Annotated in this window: 19 protein-coding genes; 16 read left to right on the top strand and 3 right to left on the bottom strand. The window is 34.2% G+C overall.

The window, feature by feature from the left end:
- From ABD859_RS02850 to ABD859_RS02830, 5 genes are all read left to right on the top strand, one after another.
- Positions 1-868: RHS repeat domain-containing protein (locus ABD859_RS02850; RefSeq protein WP_345139980.1), on the top strand; the 868-nt coding region annotated here is incomplete at its 5' end.
- A gap of 18 nt (positions 869-886) precedes the next feature.
- Entirely contained in the window at positions 887-1,420 is a 534-nt protein-coding gene (locus tag ABD859_RS02845) for a hypothetical protein (protein ID WP_345139977.1), read from the top strand.
- A 22-nt stretch (positions 1,421-1,442) separates the two neighbouring features.
- Complete coding sequence (locus tag ABD859_RS02840; protein WP_345139974.1) at positions 1,443-1,757, top strand: hypothetical protein; 315 nt, start codon at positions 1,443-1,445, stop codon at positions 1,755-1,757.
- A 133-nt stretch (positions 1,758-1,890) separates the two neighbouring features.
- Positions 1,891-2,415, top strand: a complete 525-nt coding sequence (locus ABD859_RS02835) for a hypothetical protein (protein ID WP_345139971.1) — start codon at positions 1,891-1,893, stop codon at positions 2,413-2,415.
- 24 nt (positions 2,416-2,439) lie between these two features.
- Complete coding sequence (locus tag ABD859_RS02830; RefSeq protein WP_345139968.1) at positions 2,440-3,111, top strand: hypothetical protein; 672 nt, start codon at positions 2,440-2,442, stop codon at positions 3,109-3,111.
- Positions 3,112-3,193: 82 nt separating this feature from the next.
- On the opposite strand, the gene ABD859_RS02825 is transcribed toward ABD859_RS02830, so the two are convergent.
- Positions 3,194-4,438, bottom strand: a complete 1,245-nt coding sequence (locus tag ABD859_RS02825; protein WP_345139965.1) for a relaxase/mobilization nuclease domain-containing protein — start codon at positions 4,436-4,438, stop codon at positions 3,194-3,196.
- Positions 4,426-4,782: a plasmid mobilization protein gene (locus ABD859_RS02820; protein ID WP_295094033.1), complete on the bottom strand. Its 357-nt coding sequence runs from the start codon at positions 4,780-4,782 to the stop codon at positions 4,426-4,428. Before ABD859_RS02820 ends, ABD859_RS02825 begins: the two co-directional genes overlap by 13 nt.
- Before the next feature lie 621 nt (positions 4,783-5,403).
- On the opposite strand from ABD859_RS02820, the gene ABD859_RS02815 reads away from it, so the two are divergent.
- Positions 5,404-6,813: an ApeA N-terminal domain 1-containing protein gene (locus tag ABD859_RS02815; RefSeq protein ID WP_345139958.1), complete on the top strand. Its 1,410-nt coding sequence runs from the start codon at positions 5,404-5,406 to the stop codon at positions 6,811-6,813.
- Between the two features lie 92 nt (positions 6,814-6,905).
- Here ABD859_RS02815 and ABD859_RS02810 read toward each other — a convergent pair whose 3' ends face one another.
- Complete coding sequence (locus ABD859_RS02810; RefSeq protein ID WP_345139956.1) at positions 6,906-7,298, bottom strand: helix-turn-helix domain-containing protein; 393 nt, start codon at positions 7,296-7,298, stop codon at positions 6,906-6,908.
- 173 nt (positions 7,299-7,471) lie between these two features.
- On the opposite strand from ABD859_RS02810, the gene ABD859_RS02805 reads away from it, so the two are divergent.
- The 10 genes from ABD859_RS02805 (at position 7,472) to ABD859_RS02760 (ending at position 17,618) form a co-directional block, all read left to right on the top strand.
- Entirely contained in the window at positions 7,472-8,329 is an 858-nt protein-coding gene (locus ABD859_RS02805) for a hypothetical protein (RefSeq protein ID WP_345139953.1), read from the top strand.
- A gap of 11 nt (positions 8,330-8,340) precedes the next feature.
- The gene (locus ABD859_RS02800) at positions 8,341-8,688 is read left to right on the top strand and encodes a hypothetical protein (protein WP_345139951.1); all 348 of its coding nucleotides are present in this window, start codon (positions 8,341-8,343) and stop codon (positions 8,686-8,688) included.
- 19 nt (positions 8,689-8,707) lie between these two features.
- Complete coding sequence (locus ABD859_RS02795; RefSeq protein ID WP_338841165.1) at positions 8,708-9,025, top strand: hypothetical protein; 318 nt, start codon at positions 8,708-8,710, stop codon at positions 9,023-9,025.
- Between the two features lie 381 nt (positions 9,026-9,406).
- The gene (locus tag ABD859_RS02790) at positions 9,407-9,970 is read left to right on the top strand and encodes a hypothetical protein (protein WP_345139944.1); all 564 of its coding nucleotides are present in this window, start codon (positions 9,407-9,409) and stop codon (positions 9,968-9,970) included.
- A 4-nt stretch (positions 9,971-9,974) separates the two neighbouring features.
- Positions 9,975-11,645 carry an RNA-dependent RNA polymerase family protein gene (locus ABD859_RS02785; RefSeq protein WP_345139941.1) on the top strand — a complete coding sequence of 557 codons (1,671 nt, stop codon included), beginning with the start codon at positions 9,975-9,977 and terminating at the stop codon, positions 11,643-11,645.
- 179 nt (positions 11,646-11,824) lie between these two features.
- Entirely contained in the window at positions 11,825-12,742 is a 918-nt protein-coding gene (locus ABD859_RS02780; RefSeq protein WP_345139938.1) for a tyrosine-type recombinase/integrase, read from the top strand.
- Between the two features lie 11 nt (positions 12,743-12,753).
- A complete protein-coding gene (locus ABD859_RS02775; RefSeq protein ID WP_345139935.1) occupies positions 12,754-13,629 on the top strand; it encodes a tyrosine-type recombinase/integrase in 876 nt (291 codons plus the stop codon).
- A gap of 75 nt (positions 13,630-13,704) precedes the next feature.
- A complete protein-coding gene (locus ABD859_RS02770; RefSeq protein WP_345139932.1) occupies positions 13,705-14,559 on the top strand; it encodes a hypothetical protein in 855 nt (284 codons plus the stop codon).
- Between the two features lie 17 nt (positions 14,560-14,576).
- Positions 14,577-16,268, top strand: a complete 1,692-nt coding sequence (locus tag ABD859_RS02765) for a hypothetical protein (protein ID WP_345139930.1) — start codon at positions 14,577-14,579, stop codon at positions 16,266-16,268.
- Positions 16,269-16,523: 255 nt separating this feature from the next.
- Positions 16,524-17,618 carry an AAA family ATPase gene (locus tag ABD859_RS02760; protein WP_345139927.1) on the top strand — a complete coding sequence of 365 codons (1,095 nt, stop codon included), beginning with the start codon at positions 16,524-16,526 and terminating at the stop codon, positions 17,616-17,618.

Below are 17,618 nucleotides of genomic sequence, written 5' to 3'. Positions count from 1 at the left end.
TGGACTAAAACACGAAGCGTATAATACTGTAAAAATTGGAGTTGAAAATAAATATAAGTACAATGGAAAAGAGCTTCAAGACGAGATGGGGCTTGGGTTTTACGATTATGGAGCGAGACATTATATGCCAGACTTAGGTAGATGGATTGAACCTGATCCATTACTAAATGATCTTGATTTTAAGTTTGATCCTAATGATATCGATGAAGATGATGAAGAAGAGGTAGCTTTTGCTATGAAGACTACTTTAGGTAATGGTGGAGGAATATTTAATACTGATAATCTAAATCCTTATTCTTATGGTTATAATGATCCTGTAAGATTTGAAGATCCCGATGGTAAGTGTCCGATTTGCGTATTTGTTGTAGCTGCGTTAGTCTTTTCTGAATTTGCGAATGCTCCGACAGGTAATAGACAGGTAGATTCTCGAAATTATAATCAATCTAAATCAAATAAAACACTTGTGTCAGAAGCAGTTTTAGCAGGTGGAGCTAGAACAATATTAAATTCTGCTAAATCTAAAGCAGTCGAAAAAGTTATTGAAAAAAGTTCGGAAAAGAAAGTGCCGAATCCTAATGGTAAAAATGGCGGAGAGGCACATCAAAAAACAGTAGATAAATCAGAAGCAAAATTGAAGAAAGAAGGATTTACTGAAACAAGGCGAGAAGTAAAAATAGAAACACCAAAAGGAGAAAAATCTAAAAGATTTGTTGATGTAGAGGGAAAAAATCCTAAGACTGGTGAAGTAAAACAAATTCAAGTAGGGAAACAAAATAAGAATGGTACGCCTGTTGCAAGAGAAAGACGGGCTATTGACGATATTCATCAAGCGACTGGAAAAAAACCGGAATTCGTTCCTTATAATTAATTCTTTTAAATTTAAATAATGAGTAGCTCAAAACAGTTAAACTTTTTTATTACGCCCGAAGACTATAATTCGATAAATAGTTTTCTTAAAGAATGTAGTGCAATAATATTAACTAACGATGATATCAAAAAAGAAAAAAATATACTTAATTCAATAACAGATTTAAATGAAGATGTTAAGCAGATATTTTTGACTAGAAATGACTTTTTAAAAGATGTCGTTATTAAGACGATTGAAGATGATATTTCTTATTACTATATCACTTCCAGTGCTTTGCTTGAATTTAGTATTGGGGGATTTTACCCATATGATAAAAATTCATTACAAAGTGCTCGGTTTTATTATATTAAATCATACTATGATGAGAATGGTGATTTTGTTTCTAAATCTGAAGATTTCGTAAGCTGGTGTGATGAAATATTTAAAATATTTAAAAAGCTTTTCTTGAAGAAGTATTCTAAAGATTGTTACTGTTCAGATTCTGCAATTAAGTGGATTGAATCAAACAATGCGGTATTGAATAATGGAGGACAAAAATGGTCAAAACAGTAAAGTGTTAGAATAAAAATATATAATGATGAATCAAAAAAAAGAATTATCTAGTTTCGAAATAGTTAATAAAGGATATTTGTGGGTAAATATTCCATCAATTGTAATAATAGTTGCAGTTTGGTTTATATTAACTGCTTATCTTGAAGTAAATGGTAAAATTAGTGCTATAGTTGGAGGCGCAATTGGTTGGATATATTGGGAATTCACGATCAAGAAATGGATAAGATGGGCATTAAATAATCATGTTAACCCTGATAGATTATTCAAAATAGGAAAGATGTCATTGCTTTTATGGGATCGAAGAAAAATTGATTCAATCACAAGGGAAGGGAAGTAATTTGCTCTTTAAAATTAAAAAAAAGGATGAACATTCATTTGTTCATCCTTTTTTGTTTAGTTAAATTTAACCAATAAATTCTAAAATGAATTAAGCAATTTTTTTAAAAATAAAACTTATGTACTTCTACAAAATGAAATTTACCTTATCGCAAATGGAAGAATATGTGAATGATGGTCGCGCAATTGATGCAACTATGGGCGGGCTGATTTTAGGAAGATCACATGATGAAGGTGGTATATATTTTTTTGTAAAAAAGGGAGATTATTATAGTTTAGAAGGGGAAGTTGAAGGCTTTGAATACATATTAAATTTTGGAGCAACTGATTTTTTTGAAGAATCTTCAAAACGATTTCATCAATATGAAAAGCATAAAGGTGATTTTGAAGAATATATTCCTAAGCCAGATATTAAGATTCTTGATACAAGACGGGAAATAGAACCCAAATTTTTGCTTTTTGATGATAATGAATTTTCAATTATCAATAAACATTCCACAAAAGGATATCTGCAAACAATAGATAAGATGAATAGAGCTATTACATATAAAATTATTGGAGAAAACTTAGCGGAGCGAATAGTCAATAATACTGACTCAATAGAAATAAAATTTTACGATGAATCAGAAGGGTTTGTTCAAATAAGTAAATCTAATTAGCGATTTTAAATATTAACTAAAGCAATGAATATGTACGAAATTATACTTATTACTGTAAGCCTGTTAACTGGTTTTTTATTTGGATATTTAACTTCATATGTAAAAGAGAAAGGTAAAAATAGAGCTACTATAGAAGATACTAAGTTGTTGACTGAAGAAAAAGAAAAGGTTACCTCTAAATTTGATCTAGAAAACTCAAAACGGAAATATAAATATGAATATAAAAGTAATTTGTATATAAAGTATTTTAATTTGCTTGATGAACTTAATACAAAGTCGAATGAAGAGGCTCAAACTGAATTTTTGCCTGCACTTTCAAAATTTAATGCTTCGTTTTTGATTGCTGAAAATGATTCGAAAAAAGAAATGGAGGCAACAGCTGAGTTTTCAGAATCTATACAAAGAATTATGGCTAGAGCAAATCAATCGCAACTGAGATTTAAAACAGAAACAAGTTCATTAAAAATAATAGCAGGTGAAGAAGTATTAAGATTATTAGAAGAAACTGAAATTGCAAATGACGAGGCTTTAAACAGATCATCCGAAATGATGAAACATTATGCTTCACTTTTGATTTCAAGACAAATAAACGACTTGGAGAGATATAAGTCGGAAATTGAAGAGATTGCAGGTAAATTAAATATTCTCAAACTACAGTTGAGACAAGCTGTTAGAAAGGAATTAGATGAGATATAACAACTGCGTACAGGTTGCTTTAAAGTGATTTAAATGGTAAATAAGAAAAAAGTTAAAGGCAAATATTATGCCCTTAACTTTTTTAATGACCTCTATAAAGCCTTTTTTTCTTTTTTTGTTTAAATTGTTTTGAAACATAGTCATTGACTTTTTCTCCACGTAGCAGAATATCTGCCAAGTTTTCTTTCACATACTCTTTTGATTCAAAATTTTGAAAATTTTCAAAAGTTGTTGAATTGGACTTTTGGTATTTCCTTTCAAGTGCAAGAATGTTCATTGCACAGCTTTCCTGAATTCCTTTTGCACTGAATTCTTTTCCAAGACTGCTTCCATTGACAACCGACTGTGTCTTAAAGTCTATAAAAGTAATTCCATAAAGTTTTCCCTCACTGCTTTTTCTTAAAACGGTATGAATGGCTTCATCTTTAAGCCTTTTGGATAATCTCTCGACAGAAATCATTCTTTCATCAAAAAAAGCCTGTCTCAAAGCATTTTTGACGTGGCTTTTGCCGTATTGTTTCTTTGTTTCATTTACCCTGAATTTTTCCTCCAGAAATTTTAAGGTAGGTTTGCAGTAGAATTCACTGGCTTTTATTGGCACGCCTATCGGTTTTGAATTCTGGTCAAGTATCTTGTAAAGCAGTCCGTTGTTTTTAAAAACTCTTGATTCCTCGCTTCCTCTGTCAGCATGAACATTATATAGGTTCAAAACGGCATTGAGTTCAGGCAGGCTTGAATATTTATAGTCAAATATAACCTTGTTTAAAACTGAATTGATCGCCTTTCTGGACTCTGCTTTTCCATACTGGACTCTGCCGACATCTATCGGATTTAACGAAAATTGTTCTTTCTGTTTTCTTCCTTCGGCTTTTACGAGCCCGAACATTTCTTCAATTTCTTTTCGGGCAGGTTCTGATTTTCTAATCCCTAATAAATGCAGATCGATTCTTTTCCCGTCTCTCTGAATGTTGGTTGTCACTATATGGCAGTGTGGATGACCCGCATCATGATGCTGATACACGAGATAAGGCTGTCTGCCGAATCCCAGCTTTTCCATATAAGTGTCTGCTATTTCAGCCAATTTTTCTTTCGAATGATTCTCTGAAGGATCAAAGTTTAGCGAGATATGCACCGTGTTTCGCTTCGCATTGGTATTGAGTTCTGCCAGTTTTAGAAAGCGGTTTAATTTTGAAGTGAAACTCAGTTTTTCCAGTTCCAGCGGATAATTAACCGCACTGATGCATTCCGCTTTTCCGATCTCAACTTTATTTTCGTTGTAATTCAGAATGTTTCTTATGGACGAGCTTGTTTTTATCACTGCAACCATTTTTCTGCTATTTTCTGGGTGTGGCCTGAGACCTCTTCCATTTTATCAAAAAGTCTTTTTCTCTGGATTTCGAATAGATAAAGATGCCCTTTAAAATCGGGAACCGTTTTGAGTGTGTTTATCTTTCTGGCAATCTGATTGATATTATTGCCGATTGCCCGTAATTCGGAAGTAAGTACGGCTGTCTCTTCCATCAGTTCGTCTAAAGACTGGTTTCTGTAGGTAGCTACAATTGGTTTGTTGAATAAGTGGCTCCTGATGTGGTCACTTAATTTTCGGCAGGTGCTTGCTCTGAATCTTTTTTCCAGTTCGGCATACTCCAAAGGAGTGAATCGCAGTCCCACGATTCGTGTTCTGTTTGAATTTTCTCTTTTCATCATCTTTCATTTTCATTATTATCAAACTCTTTGCTTTTAAGTTTCTCCACCGCAGAGTTCCGAGGCAATGGGTGGCAAGATAGGCGGTTGTTAAACAACCGTTCATCTTGCTGATCACAGGAACGAGGTGATCTTTGGAGATTTTTAAAAGCAGGCTTCTAATTTAAATAAAATATTTGAATCGATCATGCGTAAAATATGTGCATGATGGCTGTAGAATGTTACAATGAAATACTTAAAAAAGAAAAAGGAAAAAAAGAAAGCAGTCTTTAATTGGACAGTCAGACAGTTGAAGTGCTATAAGTCCCGAAGGGCATTTTTTGAGGAACGAAGAAAAATGTTATGCGCACTTCTCTGACTGTGTCCAATACCTTGCTTTGCTTTTTTTCTTTTAACAATAATTTTTAAATTTTAAGATTGCATCTACTATATTAGCAGATATAGATTTTTGAATTATAGTGTAAACGGCTTTGAGCTAAAAAATAAACTTTTGTAAACCGTCATTTTATCTACGCAAAATTATTGCGTACAACTTTTATATTTTTGATTCGAAATAAGGAAGTATAATATTAAAATCGGACAATATTTATGACAGAAAGATTTGAGATAAAAGGTTTATGGTTTTTACCGAGTAACAAAGACAAAAAAGTTTCAGGTGTATTGAGATTTGATCCTGTCGAAGGTTCTTATCTAGAATTAATAGGGGCTTTAGACGAGAATATAAGTCTTCAGGATTTTAATTCGTTAGACAATGGTGCTATAATTTTAGGAACTTCTGTTGACAGTGAATCAATCACACTTTATCATTGTTATTTGAGCTCTAGAGAAATAAAATCAGTACGTAATGAAATAGCTGGGCCAATAAAGGAAACGTTTTTCGTTAACTTCATTTTAAATGGCTACCATTTTGAAAATGAAGAATCTTTTAAATTTAATACTATTGCGAGTTCACTACAAAATTTTGATGAGTGGCTCGATATCTCAGGTTTTCAGATTGATAATGAAACAACGATTGAAAATTCATATAGCATAAATTATATAAAACCAAAAGACATTCAGTTTGATCTTCATGAAAACCATAGCGGGAAATTTACTTTTCATGTTTCGAGACCTCATGTTTATTCTCAAAAACATGAATATATCATTCAAGAAGCATGGTTAGAGCTTAATTCTAAAAACGAAATCGGTTTACAAGAAATGCGTCAATTGTTAAACCGTTTTCAAAATTTTCTGACTATGGGGATATACCAAAGCGTTTACCCTCATAAAATTATTCTTTATAATAATAATTTAAAAAACGATTTTGGTATGGCTGGAAAATATAGAAAACCAATTAAATTTTATTATTCAAGTAGCCGTCAAAGAAAAAATAAAAAAGAAAGACATTCATTTGAGATGCTTTTTAATTATACGAAAATTAAAGATGTTTTTCCGTCAATTATAAAAAACTGGTTTGAAAAGTATGATCGATTAAGCCCTGCTTTTAATCTTTTGTTTGATCAATTTTATAATGGAGCAGTATTCAATGAAAATACATTCCTCAATCTTGCACAATCAGCAGAAACCTTGCATTCAAGAATTTATGATCATACAAAAATACCGAAGGAAGAATATGAGGCAATGAAAAAAGAAATATTAGAAAAATTACCACAGTATCATAACTGGATGAAAGAACAGCTACACTTTGGTAATCATCTAGATTTATCACAAAGACTAACAGAATTAACTGAGAAATATTCTAATGACGTAATAGATAAGATTATTCCAGAAAAAGCTGATTTTGTTAAGCAAGTAAAAAATCTACGAAATTATTACACTCACTATAGCACATCCCTAGAAAAAAAAGTAATTCCTGAAAGAGATTTACTGTTTTTATCTGAAAGATTAAAAATGTTACTTGTAAGTGGATTTTTATTTGAAATTGGTATTCCTAAAGAATTGTCAAGTATACTATTCAAAAGTGCTAGTCCTAACTTATTTAGGCATTTAGTTCCTTGATATGGACATAAACATAGAATAGCAATTATTCAAAAAAATAAAGAGACTCATCAGTCTCTTTATTTTTTTGAATTAATATATATTTTAAAAGCTTATTTGGCTTTCAGTAATTTTTCCAAATATTCGACTTTGTCTTTTTCTGCTTGAACCAAACGTTCATAAAGCTCAACAACCTTATCTAGCGGATTAAAGTTAATAGTGTCTTGTCGCCCAAAATTATTATTTGCAACAGCTTCATTAAAAGTGTTGAAATAATTAATTACGCCTTCATCAGAAAAGTTTTTAATGGCCTCCACACTTACATCTAACGCTTTTGCCACTTCTTTTAATTTTTCATCATCAATGGTTTCGCTGTTTTCCAAAATAGAAACAGCCTGCTGGTTTGTTCCCATAGCTTGTGCGAGTGCTTCCTGCTTCATGTCTTTCAGTTCACGGATACGGCTGATCTTGCGCCCCATGTGATTTGGTTTTGTTAGTGTGCTCATAGCTCAAAGGTAATAATTAAGAATAAAAAAGCCAGATTTATGTATGATACATATTTTCTTATGTACGGTACGGGACATTTTGATAGCGTACCATACGGGTAATTGCTTACTTGCCAGTGTGTTTAGCAAAAATACAATTTTTCAGACAAGTATTAACTAAAATGAGTAAAATTATGAAAGCAATTCAAAACACCACATCCGACTTAATTTATCGAGTTATTTCACAGAACATCGATCCGATAGGCATTTACTGTTTTGCAGAGAAGAAAAGCAGTTATACTTTTAGTAAGCCTTTCCAGAAGCCCAGCCAGAAAGAAAAGCATATTCATCTTTATCTGCTGGTTATAGCCGAAGAGTTCGAAGATAACATAGGCAATGACATCACCGATAAGATAAAGAGCAGATCAAGAGGACAGATAACGGTAACCATTCTGCTTCACAGAGTGAGAAATATTATAAAACTATATGGAGACCAGAAGTATTTCTTCTGGAATATTTTTAAGAATGCGCAGAGAATCCATATAGACGCATACAGATCGCCTACAATCTGGGCTAAGCATCCAGAAAAGAGATATGTGAAAAGCACTTCAGCATACGCAGGAGACAGAAGAAATGTTACGGCATCGATCTGGGATCTCATTTATAATAACGACCAGTATTTTTCATATGAAGTAAGAATGTGTTCCCTTCATCAGATAGTGGAACAGACCTGTCTTTCCCTTATAAGGGTATTTTTGGGATATACGCCTAATCATTTTTCTCTTGGCTACTTATTTGAGCTTTGCGAATACTTCACGAGCTTGACTTCTGAATACTTTCCCCGAAACAGCAGGGATGAAAAAAATATGTTCAAACTTCTGAAAAAGAATCCAAACACGCTTCGATTCAGCAGAAGTAACAGTTTTGATTATCTGTATTATGGGCTGATGGAAGACAGATGCCGTGATTTTATGAAAGAGGCAGAAGCCACTATTCAGAAGGAACTGGAGAGGCTTGAAGGAATTCATCAGGATGTGACATTATCAGCATAAAAGCCGAAATCATGAAAACCGATGAAATCAAAAAACTAGAAGACATCAGGGTGTTAAGCGGAAAACTGCTTAATACCCTGAAAAAAGCAGAGGATAAAAGAGGGATGTATAATGCAGAAATCAGGGTTTATGGCTATTGTGAACTCGGTTCTGTTGTCAGAAACCTAATGAAGCTCTGCATTATCGCTTTAGATCAGGACAGCGCAGAAGTTCCGTCTACGATTCAAAACCAATACATTGATGTTGGGCTTATACTGGGAATTGCTTTGCAGTTATTTCCAGTTGACGAACTTGAATTTTTAAATGAGATTACGGATCTGTTTTCAGAAAATAAAGAAGAAACAGAATGTCAAGATTAAGATTTAATATTTGAAAATTATGGAGACTGATAAAATAAAAACACTGGAAGAATTTAAAGATTTTGCATCCTATCATTTTAGGCTTCTGAAACCTGCCAAGGACAAAGACGGGGAATCAGTACGCGAGATAAAATTTTATGGATATTCGGATATGACATGTCTGGCAGTGAATCTCATCCGTATGTGCCTGAATGTGGTTTATTCGGATGAACTGGATAACAGGGAGATTTATATAGGCTCTGTTTTGGAACTTGCACTTCAATTAATTCCAAGCGCAGAAATAGAAGTTCTGGATGAAATCTACAGAATGCTTGATAAGAGGAATGAAGATAAATGAACACTGGCAATCACAATAATTCCAGAACCGCTTTCACGGACATATTATGTCCATGACATTGATGGAAATACATGGTATCTTTACCGAATAAAAAATTACGTTCTACGGCTTTCACAGGTATATTTTACCCTTGACAAAGAAAACAATACCAATTATCTTTACATGATCCTGCCCAAATTTTGGGCAGGATGCGTATCGAATTCTGGTTTATCTTTGCAGTAGAAATCCAGTTATAGATTTCTATTCTCATAAACGGCCGTCCCTGTCACAGACGGCCTTCAAAATTAACGCCCATACCGCACTTCCGCCTGAAAAATGATTTCAGGCTGGGCATCGCTGTGCTTATAACAGCGCAGAAACCAATTAAAAAAATTAAAGCATATGGAAAGTTTAGAATCACTGTTCCGTTCATTTGAGACTGGCATCAGAAGCGCAAAGGCTGTAAAGCCTAAAGCGTACCTGAAAAGCATCGGACTGGAATATTCAGACCTGAGAATAGGCTTTAATTCGGGACAGTTCCACCACCGCAAGACCCTTAAATCCAAAGAAAGGTTTGAGGAGCTTGGAGTAATAACCAAGAGTGATGCAGGAGTGCGGGATGATTCGCTGACTGCCTATACCGTCTTCGGGCGCTACGGGCTTATATTTCCCCTGCTGGACAGAGACAATGCGATTGTAAATTATTTTGCGCTCCGTTTTGATCTGGACAGCCCTAAGGAGGAATATCTAAACCAGAAAGGAATCTATCCTGCATATCCTCATCCGCTTACCAGAAAGCTTTATCTGGCGCCTACTGTTATTGACTGCGCCAGCCTGATGCAGAGCAGAATACTGGATCAGAGAGAAGCGGTCATTGCACTTCATGACGGTAAACTGCTCGATGAGCATATTGAAATTATTAAATCATTGAATGAACTGGAATCAATAGTAATCTTTAAGCGGTGAGAAAATGGAGAAGATCAGATTACAAATGCAGGAGGCAAGACCAGACGTTCCGCTTTCAATAGCGGAACTTCCCGATGGGCACAGTCTGAATGACATGTGGGTCAATTATGGAGCGGAAGGGATATCGAATCTTTTAAAAAGCGCAAAAACGGAAAAAGCAGGCGAAGGACTGCAGATTGTAAACGGCTACAAAATCAGCTACAAAGGCCTCTCGGGGACTTTCTTTGTTCTGGGAAACCTGCCGATGGACTTGGGAAATCTCAGGATTTCGCTTCAGATTGTGGAATACAATACCAACAGAAAACACAGGCTTAAAATCGACCTGTTCGATTTTTCAGGCGTTCAGAGCCAGTGCACGGACTTATCCGAAAAGCAGGGTTTTGATTATGACAGCCTTGAAAAGGATCTGGTAACGCTTACCGATCTTCTGGAACAGCACAGGGAATCGCTTTTTGAGGCTGAAATAAACCCGATGGCGGAACGTTTTGCCGAAAAAGAGCTTACGCCTCAGGCGCAGGAAAATGCTGTCGCATTTCTCGCAAAACCCAGACTGCTTGAAAATATAGACAGGCTTTTGGAACAGAACGGCATTGTGGGTGAAGAAGAAAACAGGATCGTACTTTTCATCCTCGCATCCAGCTATAAAATGCCCTACCTGATGCACGGGCTTGTTCAGGGATCAAGCGGTGAGGGAAAAAGCCACCTGATAAACGGCATTGCAGGATGCATGCCTCAGGAGGATGTGATGAATATGACACGAATTACAAGCAAATCGCTCTATCACTACAGGGAGAAGGAACTGATCAACAAGCTGATTATCATTCAGGATTTTGACGGGCTTGATGAAGAGGCGCAGTATGCCTTCAGGGAAATGCAGTCTGCCAAATTCCTAACCAGCTCCACTGTGGTTAAAGACATATTCGGCAATAACAGGGGAAAGATCAAACAGGTTCAGGCGCACTTTGCCAGCCTTACCACAACCACAAAAGCTGAGGTGTATTACGACAATATGAGCCGTTCGGTGATTTTGGGAGTGGATGAAAGCCAACAGCAGACACTGAGAATCATCAAAAAACAGAACCTGAAAACAGCAGGACAGGCAGACAGCGACAAGGAAGAACAGGCAAAACAGCTTTTAAGAAACGTGATGCGCGTGCTTAAATCCTATGAGGTCGTAAATCCCTTTGCCGATAAGCTAAGCCTTCCGCTGGAAGCCAGAATGCTCAGAAGACTGAACTCGCAGTTCCAGAACTTTGTCTGCCAGATTACAATTCTCCACCAGTACCAGAGAAAAACAGATTCTAAAGGAAGGCTGATTGCCGATAAAGCAGATATAAAATCAGCCGTAGATGTTTTCTTCAGTTCGATCATCATCAAAGTGGATGAGCTTGATAAAAGCACCCGACAGTTTTTTGAGCACCTGAAAGATTTTATAAAAAAGCAGAAAGAAGGAACATCAAAAAAGTTCACGGCAAGAGAGATCAGACAAGGGCTGAATATCAGCAAAACATCAGCTTTCCGCTATATGAACCTGCTTCAGGAGCTTGAATACATCCAGCCTGTTGAAGGCTCTTTTAACAGGGGATTTAAATTTATGATCTCCTACTGGGATGATATGGAAAAGCTTAAAAGCAGAATCCGAAAAGAACTGCACAGACAGCTTGACGAATTTTAGAGAAATCAAGGAATTAAAACTCAAAAGTGGAACACCACGGAACGCCAGCGGAACACCGAAAGCATTGAAAACACTGGCAATACGATACTGGTGTTCCGCGTTCCGCGGAGTGTGCAAGCGGACACTTTTTTAAAGCAGAAGATAAACAGCAAAATCAACATTAAGAAATATAAGATCAAATGAAAAAAACGATACAGAGCAGGGAATTTCTAAGGCTCACAGTGGCATTCGGAGAATTTGTAAAAGTCAGGAATTACAAGCAGGGAAGATCAAATCTGTATAAAAACATCATAACGGAATTTCTGATCTGGCTCGAACAGGCAGGAATCAGCAGAATCCAGAATGTGACTTCAAAAGAATCGGTGAAGTATCTGGAGTATCTCAGTTCAAGGCCAAAGAAAAGAGGAAACGGAATTCTGGCAGAAAAGACCATCAAACTGCATCTTTTTGTTCAGGGGCTTTTTCAGGTTTATCTGCTTGAAAATAAAGAAATCCAGAATACCTATTACATCCCATCCATCACAGGCGGAACACAGAAACCGAGAAACATTCTCACCATTGAAGAAATCAGACTGGTCTATGAGCATGCTGAGAATGAAATGGAAAAAGCTTTGCTTTCCATTGCCTACGGTTGCGGACTCAGAAGATCTGAAATTGCAAACCTTGATCTAAAAGATGTAAACCTTATTAAAGGAATGCTGGTTGTCAGGCAGGGAAAAGGAAACAAGAGACGTGAAGTTCCAATGAGCGATACTGTTCTGAACTATCTGACAAAGTATGTCAGGGATGAAAGGCCTGAAAGGCTGACTGGGAGAAACCAGAATGAGGAAGCCTTTTTCATCAACAGCAGAGGCAGAAGATCGACAGGCGAAAACCTCAATGAGATTTTAAACAAGATGATTGAGCAGACGGGAAAATTCGAGCTTGTCCAGAAAGAAATAACGCTTCACTGCCTGCGCCACAGCATTGCCTATCATCTGGTAGAGAATAACGCGGGAATTGACTTTATACGGAGTTTTCTGGGACATACGCAGATCAATACCACCTACATCTATGCGATTCAGAACAAGAAAAGAAAACCAGTCGTAAACTTCTAAAAACGTAACCAATGGAAAACAAGAAACCTGATTTGGAAAATTACCTCAGAGGAATAGTAACAGAAAAAACAGCGGAGAGCTACCTCTATACAATCAATCACTTTTTAAAAACCAATCCAAAGGCTAAGAGATACCAGTACAAAGATATAGTCAAACACATGGATAAAGTCAGCCAGAAGCAGTCGAACGTGCAGTACCGAATCAGAATACTCTCAGCAATAAAAAAATATTATGACTATCTGGTGCTGTACGGCTATAGAAATGACCATCCATGCAGAAAGCTTAATATCAAGATAAAGGGCAACCAGACTATTCAGGTGCAGGATCTATTCAACAGCGCCGAACTACAGCTTTTAATGGAACGGGAGAACCGCTACAAACATCTTGATATCAGAAACAATGTTCTGATTTCCCTTTTAATCTATCAGGGGCTGGCAAGCGATGAAATAGCAAGGCTGGCTCTAAAAGATGTTGATCTGGATAACGGTACAGTTTATATTAAAGGTTCTGCCAATCTCAATAAAAGAACACTGGAACTTGTGCCAAAACAGATGATACTGCTTCATAATTATATAAATGAAACACGTCCAGCCTTACTGCGCGGATGCAGTGATAAATTCATATTGACAAAGCTTGGACAGCCTATTGTGGTGAACAGCATTCATGCAATGATTGAGCCGTTAAGAGGATTATTCCCAGACAGAAAACTAAATCCTCAGACCATCAGAATGAGCGTGATCTGCAACTGGCTAAACGAAAAAAACATTCCATTGGAAAGAGTTCAGGAATTGGCTGGGCATAAGTGGCCAGGTACAACTGAGAAATATATTAAAGTTAACAGCTCACATCAGAGAGAGCTGATTAATAGATATTTTCCAAGTATTTAATATAATAAGTTTTAATCTGATTTTTCTTGGTAAACTAATATTTATTCTTTACGTTTGATCTAAAACGATATTATAGTGACGGAAGAACAAACAAGCAGAATTGGAAATATTGAAGGACAGATTTCTAAAATTGATATTTTAATAAGTAATTATAGAACATTAGCTATATCGATTATTGTTGTAGGGTTTTTGTTGATTTTTGTTTTTTACGGTATTCTATTAAAAGGCAATACAAATCAAAATGAATTAATCGATAAGCTTGGGTCAATATCAGGAGGTGTCGTTTCATCATCATTTTCACTTGCAGGATTGTTTTTAGTTTATGTTGCTTTTTTAGGTCAGAAACAGCAGATCTTATATCAACAGATAGAGCTAATTCATAACAGATATGAACTTGAACTTACAAGGTCTGAAATGTCAAATCAACAGATTGAAATGAAAAAGCAAAATGAAACTTTGGAAGTACAGAAGTTTGAAAATTTGTTTTTTCAATTGTTAAAGAATCATAACGATACAAAGAAAGCCTTCTATTATATCATGGATATGAATCTCTTCTCTAAATTCAATTCAGCTTTTTCAAAACATTTGCCAAATAGTGATGGCAGAAATTATGAAGAAGAGACTTTACTTCGCTGCTATAGTGAAACTTTGAATTCAGTTTCTGCCTTTGATTATGCATTTTTGTACCAGATTAATTCATTGCTGAAATTTGTAATGTTAGAAGAAAACGAGAATATAAATAAGGATCAGTATATTCAATTTGTGCTTGAATCATTATCACTCTCTGAAAGAAAAAGCATGTTCCTTATCTGTAATTACTGTACTTCAATAAATTTTGAAAATAAAAAATATGTTTTAGAATGTGATGTTCTAAATGACATTAATATTTCCAACTTCGAAGATTTTGGCGGAGGAGTTTTTTTCTTTTAAATATGATGAATCAATAAATGGAAGAGACAATTTTTAATAATTCTTTAGATGAGGATTTTAAGTTTGAAAATCAGACTTTTGATAAAATACTTATTGAAAAAAAGCTTGATACAGAGCGAGATATTTTATTTCATAAATGCACATTCAAGGATTTTGCAGTATTTGAGAATTTTACAGCACGGGCTTTCGCTTTTATAGATTGTCATTTTGATAAAGGATTGTATATTGGGAAATCAACGTTACATTCATTATCTTTTTTCAATTGCGATGGGTGGGATATTGATATTGGTACTAATTCATCAGATTCACTATCACTGAGAAGTGTGAAAGCTAACATAATTGAAATAAACGGTGATTATACAGAACTTCAGATTGTTTCATCAACTATCAAAGAAATTAAGTTAAATAATGTAAACAGTACTTACTCGTTTAGAGAATCTAAAATTAATTTTTTAGCGGACAATAAAATTCAAAAAGTAAATTTAGAATGTTCAGCTAATTTTTCAATAATATCCTTTAAAGCAGGGATTTATGATTCGGTTTTTTTTGAAGGAGAATTTAAAAAAAGAATCTTATTTAGTGGAAATTTTGAGATAAAAAATTTATATCTCGACGGTTCTGTCTTTCATAGCAGAATTGATTTTGAATCTGGAATATTTGAACATGTAAGTTTTTATAGAAGTTTGTTTAAAGGTTTAATTTTAATAAATGATGTAAATTATTTTGAAAATAAACCAAGAGAGTTAATCATGCATTCTCTTACTTTTCATTCATGTAATTTCGAAAAAGACGTTACAGTACATATTAGAAAAATTCAAAGATTTGATACTTCTAATTGTAATTATCTTGAAATACTGAATGTGAATAATTTTGCCCTTCATAAGGTTGATTTGGTAATGATTAGTTTAGCAGGAGTAAATAAGGGAACAATAATAATTGAAAAAACATACGCTGATATTTCATTATTTGGTATAAACCTTGGAAATATATTCTTTAAAGATTTAGATGTTTCTACGTTTTATCTCTCTGAATTTCAAAATATAGGATCACTTTCGTTTTTAAATGTTATGTCAGGGCATTTTTTTGTAATTCAAGACAGTATATCAGGCAACTTAAATTTTTTAAATTCAGATATTAATGTATTTCGTGAGATAATTATAGCGAATAGTAATATTGATGGAGCAAATTTTAATAAATATCCTTTGAAAATTTTATCCTCTAGTAAGTATCCTAAGGCAGGCTATGGTATTGAGAAGAAATCTCAGCGTAATCATAATTTAAAAAATGTTTACAATCAGCTTAAGAAAACAGCAAGATTGAAAGGGGACATTGACAGTGCTAACCGATTTGAATCCCTTGAGCATAAACAATTGCTTCTAAGCAAAAGGTTAAGTTTCGACAGTGTTCTCTTATTTTTAAATTTAATATCAAATAATAATGGAAGAAGTTGGTTTCAAGGAATTATTTTTACTGTTTTAGTCGGATTATTTTTCTTTAAATGGTATTTAAAAACGATCGGGATCAATTTTAAATTGAGCGATTGTTATCAAGATTATATTTTATTTTTTACTTCCTTCCCAAGACTGTCCCTTGATGGCTATAATAATGATAATTGGGAGACGCAATTAGTTATATGGTTATCTAGAATTTTCATAAGCTATGGTATTTATCAAACAATTGCTGGATTTAGGAAATATGGTAAAGCTTAGAGAGATAAATTATGCTTTTTTAGTTCTCTTATAAAATTTAAAGATAGGTGTCTCATAGATAACATGAGCTTTAATCAAAAAGACATCTTAATAGTTGAGAAAGCTAATAATTTAATTACTGTGAAAGTATTACTAACTTCTTTTGAAAATTATCACTTTTAAGCTACATTCGCTTTAAATTACATTTATTTTAATTCGAGAAAGCAAAAAAATATTTTTGTTATTATTAGATGTTAGGATTATAATTAGTTAAAAATGATAAATCATATTTACATAGAGGGTTACAAATCTATCAAAGAAGTTGATTTCGATCTTGATTCTATTAATGTATTGATAGGATCTAATGGTGTTGGAAAATCAAATTTCATATCCTTTTTTAAAATGGTCAATAACATTTATGAAGAAAGACTTGAAAATTATTCAATCAGAAAAGGAGCAGAAACTCTTTTGCATTTTGGAAGTAAAAATACTGCTGAAATAAAGGCAAGATTAGAATTTGATAATACAAATGCATATTTCTTTACATTACAGCCTACTGCTAGTAATGCCTTAATACTAGGAACTGAAACAGGCTATTTTAATAGTGACAAAGGTTCTCAATTTACTTATGCGGGTACTTGGTTTCCAAAAAATATTAGCCGTAATTCTAAAGAGAGTAAATTAAAGGCTAGTAAAAGCAGTGTTTCAAACTATATTAATTCATATCTAGATAGTTTTAAAATATATCATTTCCATGATACTAGCGATTCGTCACCACTCAGAACTCCTGCAGATATTAATGATAACATTATATTAAGGGAAGATGGAGCAAATTTGGCGGCATATTTGTATTATTTGCAGGAAATACATGAAAAACATTTCAAAAGGATAGAATTTGTTATTAAATCGGTTGCTCCATATTTTGAAAGATTTCAACTGCAACCAGATAGGTTAAATGAGAGCAGAATTAACTTAGAGTGGACGGAAGTTAATCATCCAGATATTTTATTTAATGCATCGCATTTTTCTGATGGAACTTTAAGATTCATTGCATTAGCCACTCTTTTAATGCAACCCAAAATGCCAGAAGTTATATTAATTGATGAGCCTGAGCTAGGCTTACATCCAGTTGCTATAAATACACTTGCAGGTCTAATAAAGAAAGCCTCTGCTAAAAGTCAAATTATAATATCGACACAATCAGTTAATCTTGTAGGTAATTTTGAACCAGAAAATATAATAACTGTTGACAGAGTGGATGGGCAATCGGTGTTTAACAGATTAGAAAAAGAAAATTTAGAAGGCTGGTTGTCCGATTTTACATTGGGTGATTTGTGGCTGAAAAATATAATAAAAGGGCAGCCATATTAA

The sequence above is a fragment of the Flavobacterium ginsengiterrae genome (assembly GCF_039539785.1).
Lineage (GTDB): Bacteria > Bacteroidota > Bacteroidia > Flavobacteriales > Flavobacteriaceae > Flavobacterium > Flavobacterium ginsengiterrae.
This window is presented reverse-complemented; position numbering and strand designations above follow the sequence as displayed.

Excerpts from the sequence above, each read along its gene's own strand:
- ABD859_RS02845 (WP_345139977.1), top strand. The coding sequence starts at position 887 with ATGAGTAGCTCAAAACAGTTAAACTTTTTTATTACGCCCGAAGACTAT.
- ABD859_RS02840 (WP_345139974.1), top strand. The coding sequence starts at position 1,443 with ATGATGAATCAAAAAAAAGAATTATCTAGTTTCGAAATAGTTAATAAA.
- ABD859_RS02835 (WP_345139971.1), top strand. The coding sequence starts at position 1,891 with ATGAAATTTACCTTATCGCAAATGGAAGAATATGTGAATGATGGTCGC.
- ABD859_RS02830 (WP_345139968.1), top strand. The coding sequence starts at position 2,440 with ATGAATATGTACGAAATTATACTTATTACTGTAAGCCTGTTAACTGGT.
- ABD859_RS02825 (WP_345139965.1), bottom strand. The coding sequence starts at position 4,438 with ATGGTTGCAGTGATAAAAACAAGCTCGTCCATAAGAAACATTCTGAAT.
- ABD859_RS02815 (WP_345139958.1), top strand. The coding sequence starts at position 5,404 with ATGACAGAAAGATTTGAGATAAAAGGTTTATGGTTTTTACCGAGTAAC.
- ABD859_RS02810 (WP_345139956.1), bottom strand. The coding sequence starts at position 7,298 with ATGAGCACACTAACAAAACCAAATCACATGGGGCGCAAGATCAGCCGT.
- ABD859_RS02805 (WP_345139953.1), top strand. The coding sequence starts at position 7,472 with ATGAAAGCAATTCAAAACACCACATCCGACTTAATTTATCGAGTTATT.
- ABD859_RS02800 (WP_345139951.1), top strand. The coding sequence starts at position 8,341 with ATGAAAACCGATGAAATCAAAAAACTAGAAGACATCAGGGTGTTAAGC.
- ABD859_RS02795 (WP_338841165.1), top strand. The coding sequence starts at position 8,708 with ATGGAGACTGATAAAATAAAAACACTGGAAGAATTTAAAGATTTTGCA.
- ABD859_RS02790 (WP_345139944.1), top strand. The coding sequence starts at position 9,407 with ATGGAAAGTTTAGAATCACTGTTCCGTTCATTTGAGACTGGCATCAGA.
- ABD859_RS02785 (WP_345139941.1), top strand. The coding sequence starts at position 9,975 with ATGGAGAAGATCAGATTACAAATGCAGGAGGCAAGACCAGACGTTCCG.
- ABD859_RS02780 (WP_345139938.1), top strand. The coding sequence starts at position 11,825 with ATGAAAAAAACGATACAGAGCAGGGAATTTCTAAGGCTCACAGTGGCA.
- ABD859_RS02775 (WP_345139935.1), top strand. The coding sequence starts at position 12,754 with ATGGAAAACAAGAAACCTGATTTGGAAAATTACCTCAGAGGAATAGTA.
- ABD859_RS02765 (WP_345139930.1), top strand. The coding sequence starts at position 14,577 with ATGGAAGAGACAATTTTTAATAATTCTTTAGATGAGGATTTTAAGTTT.
- ABD859_RS02760 (WP_345139927.1), top strand. The coding sequence starts at position 16,524 with ATGATAAATCATATTTACATAGAGGGTTACAAATCTATCAAAGAAGTT.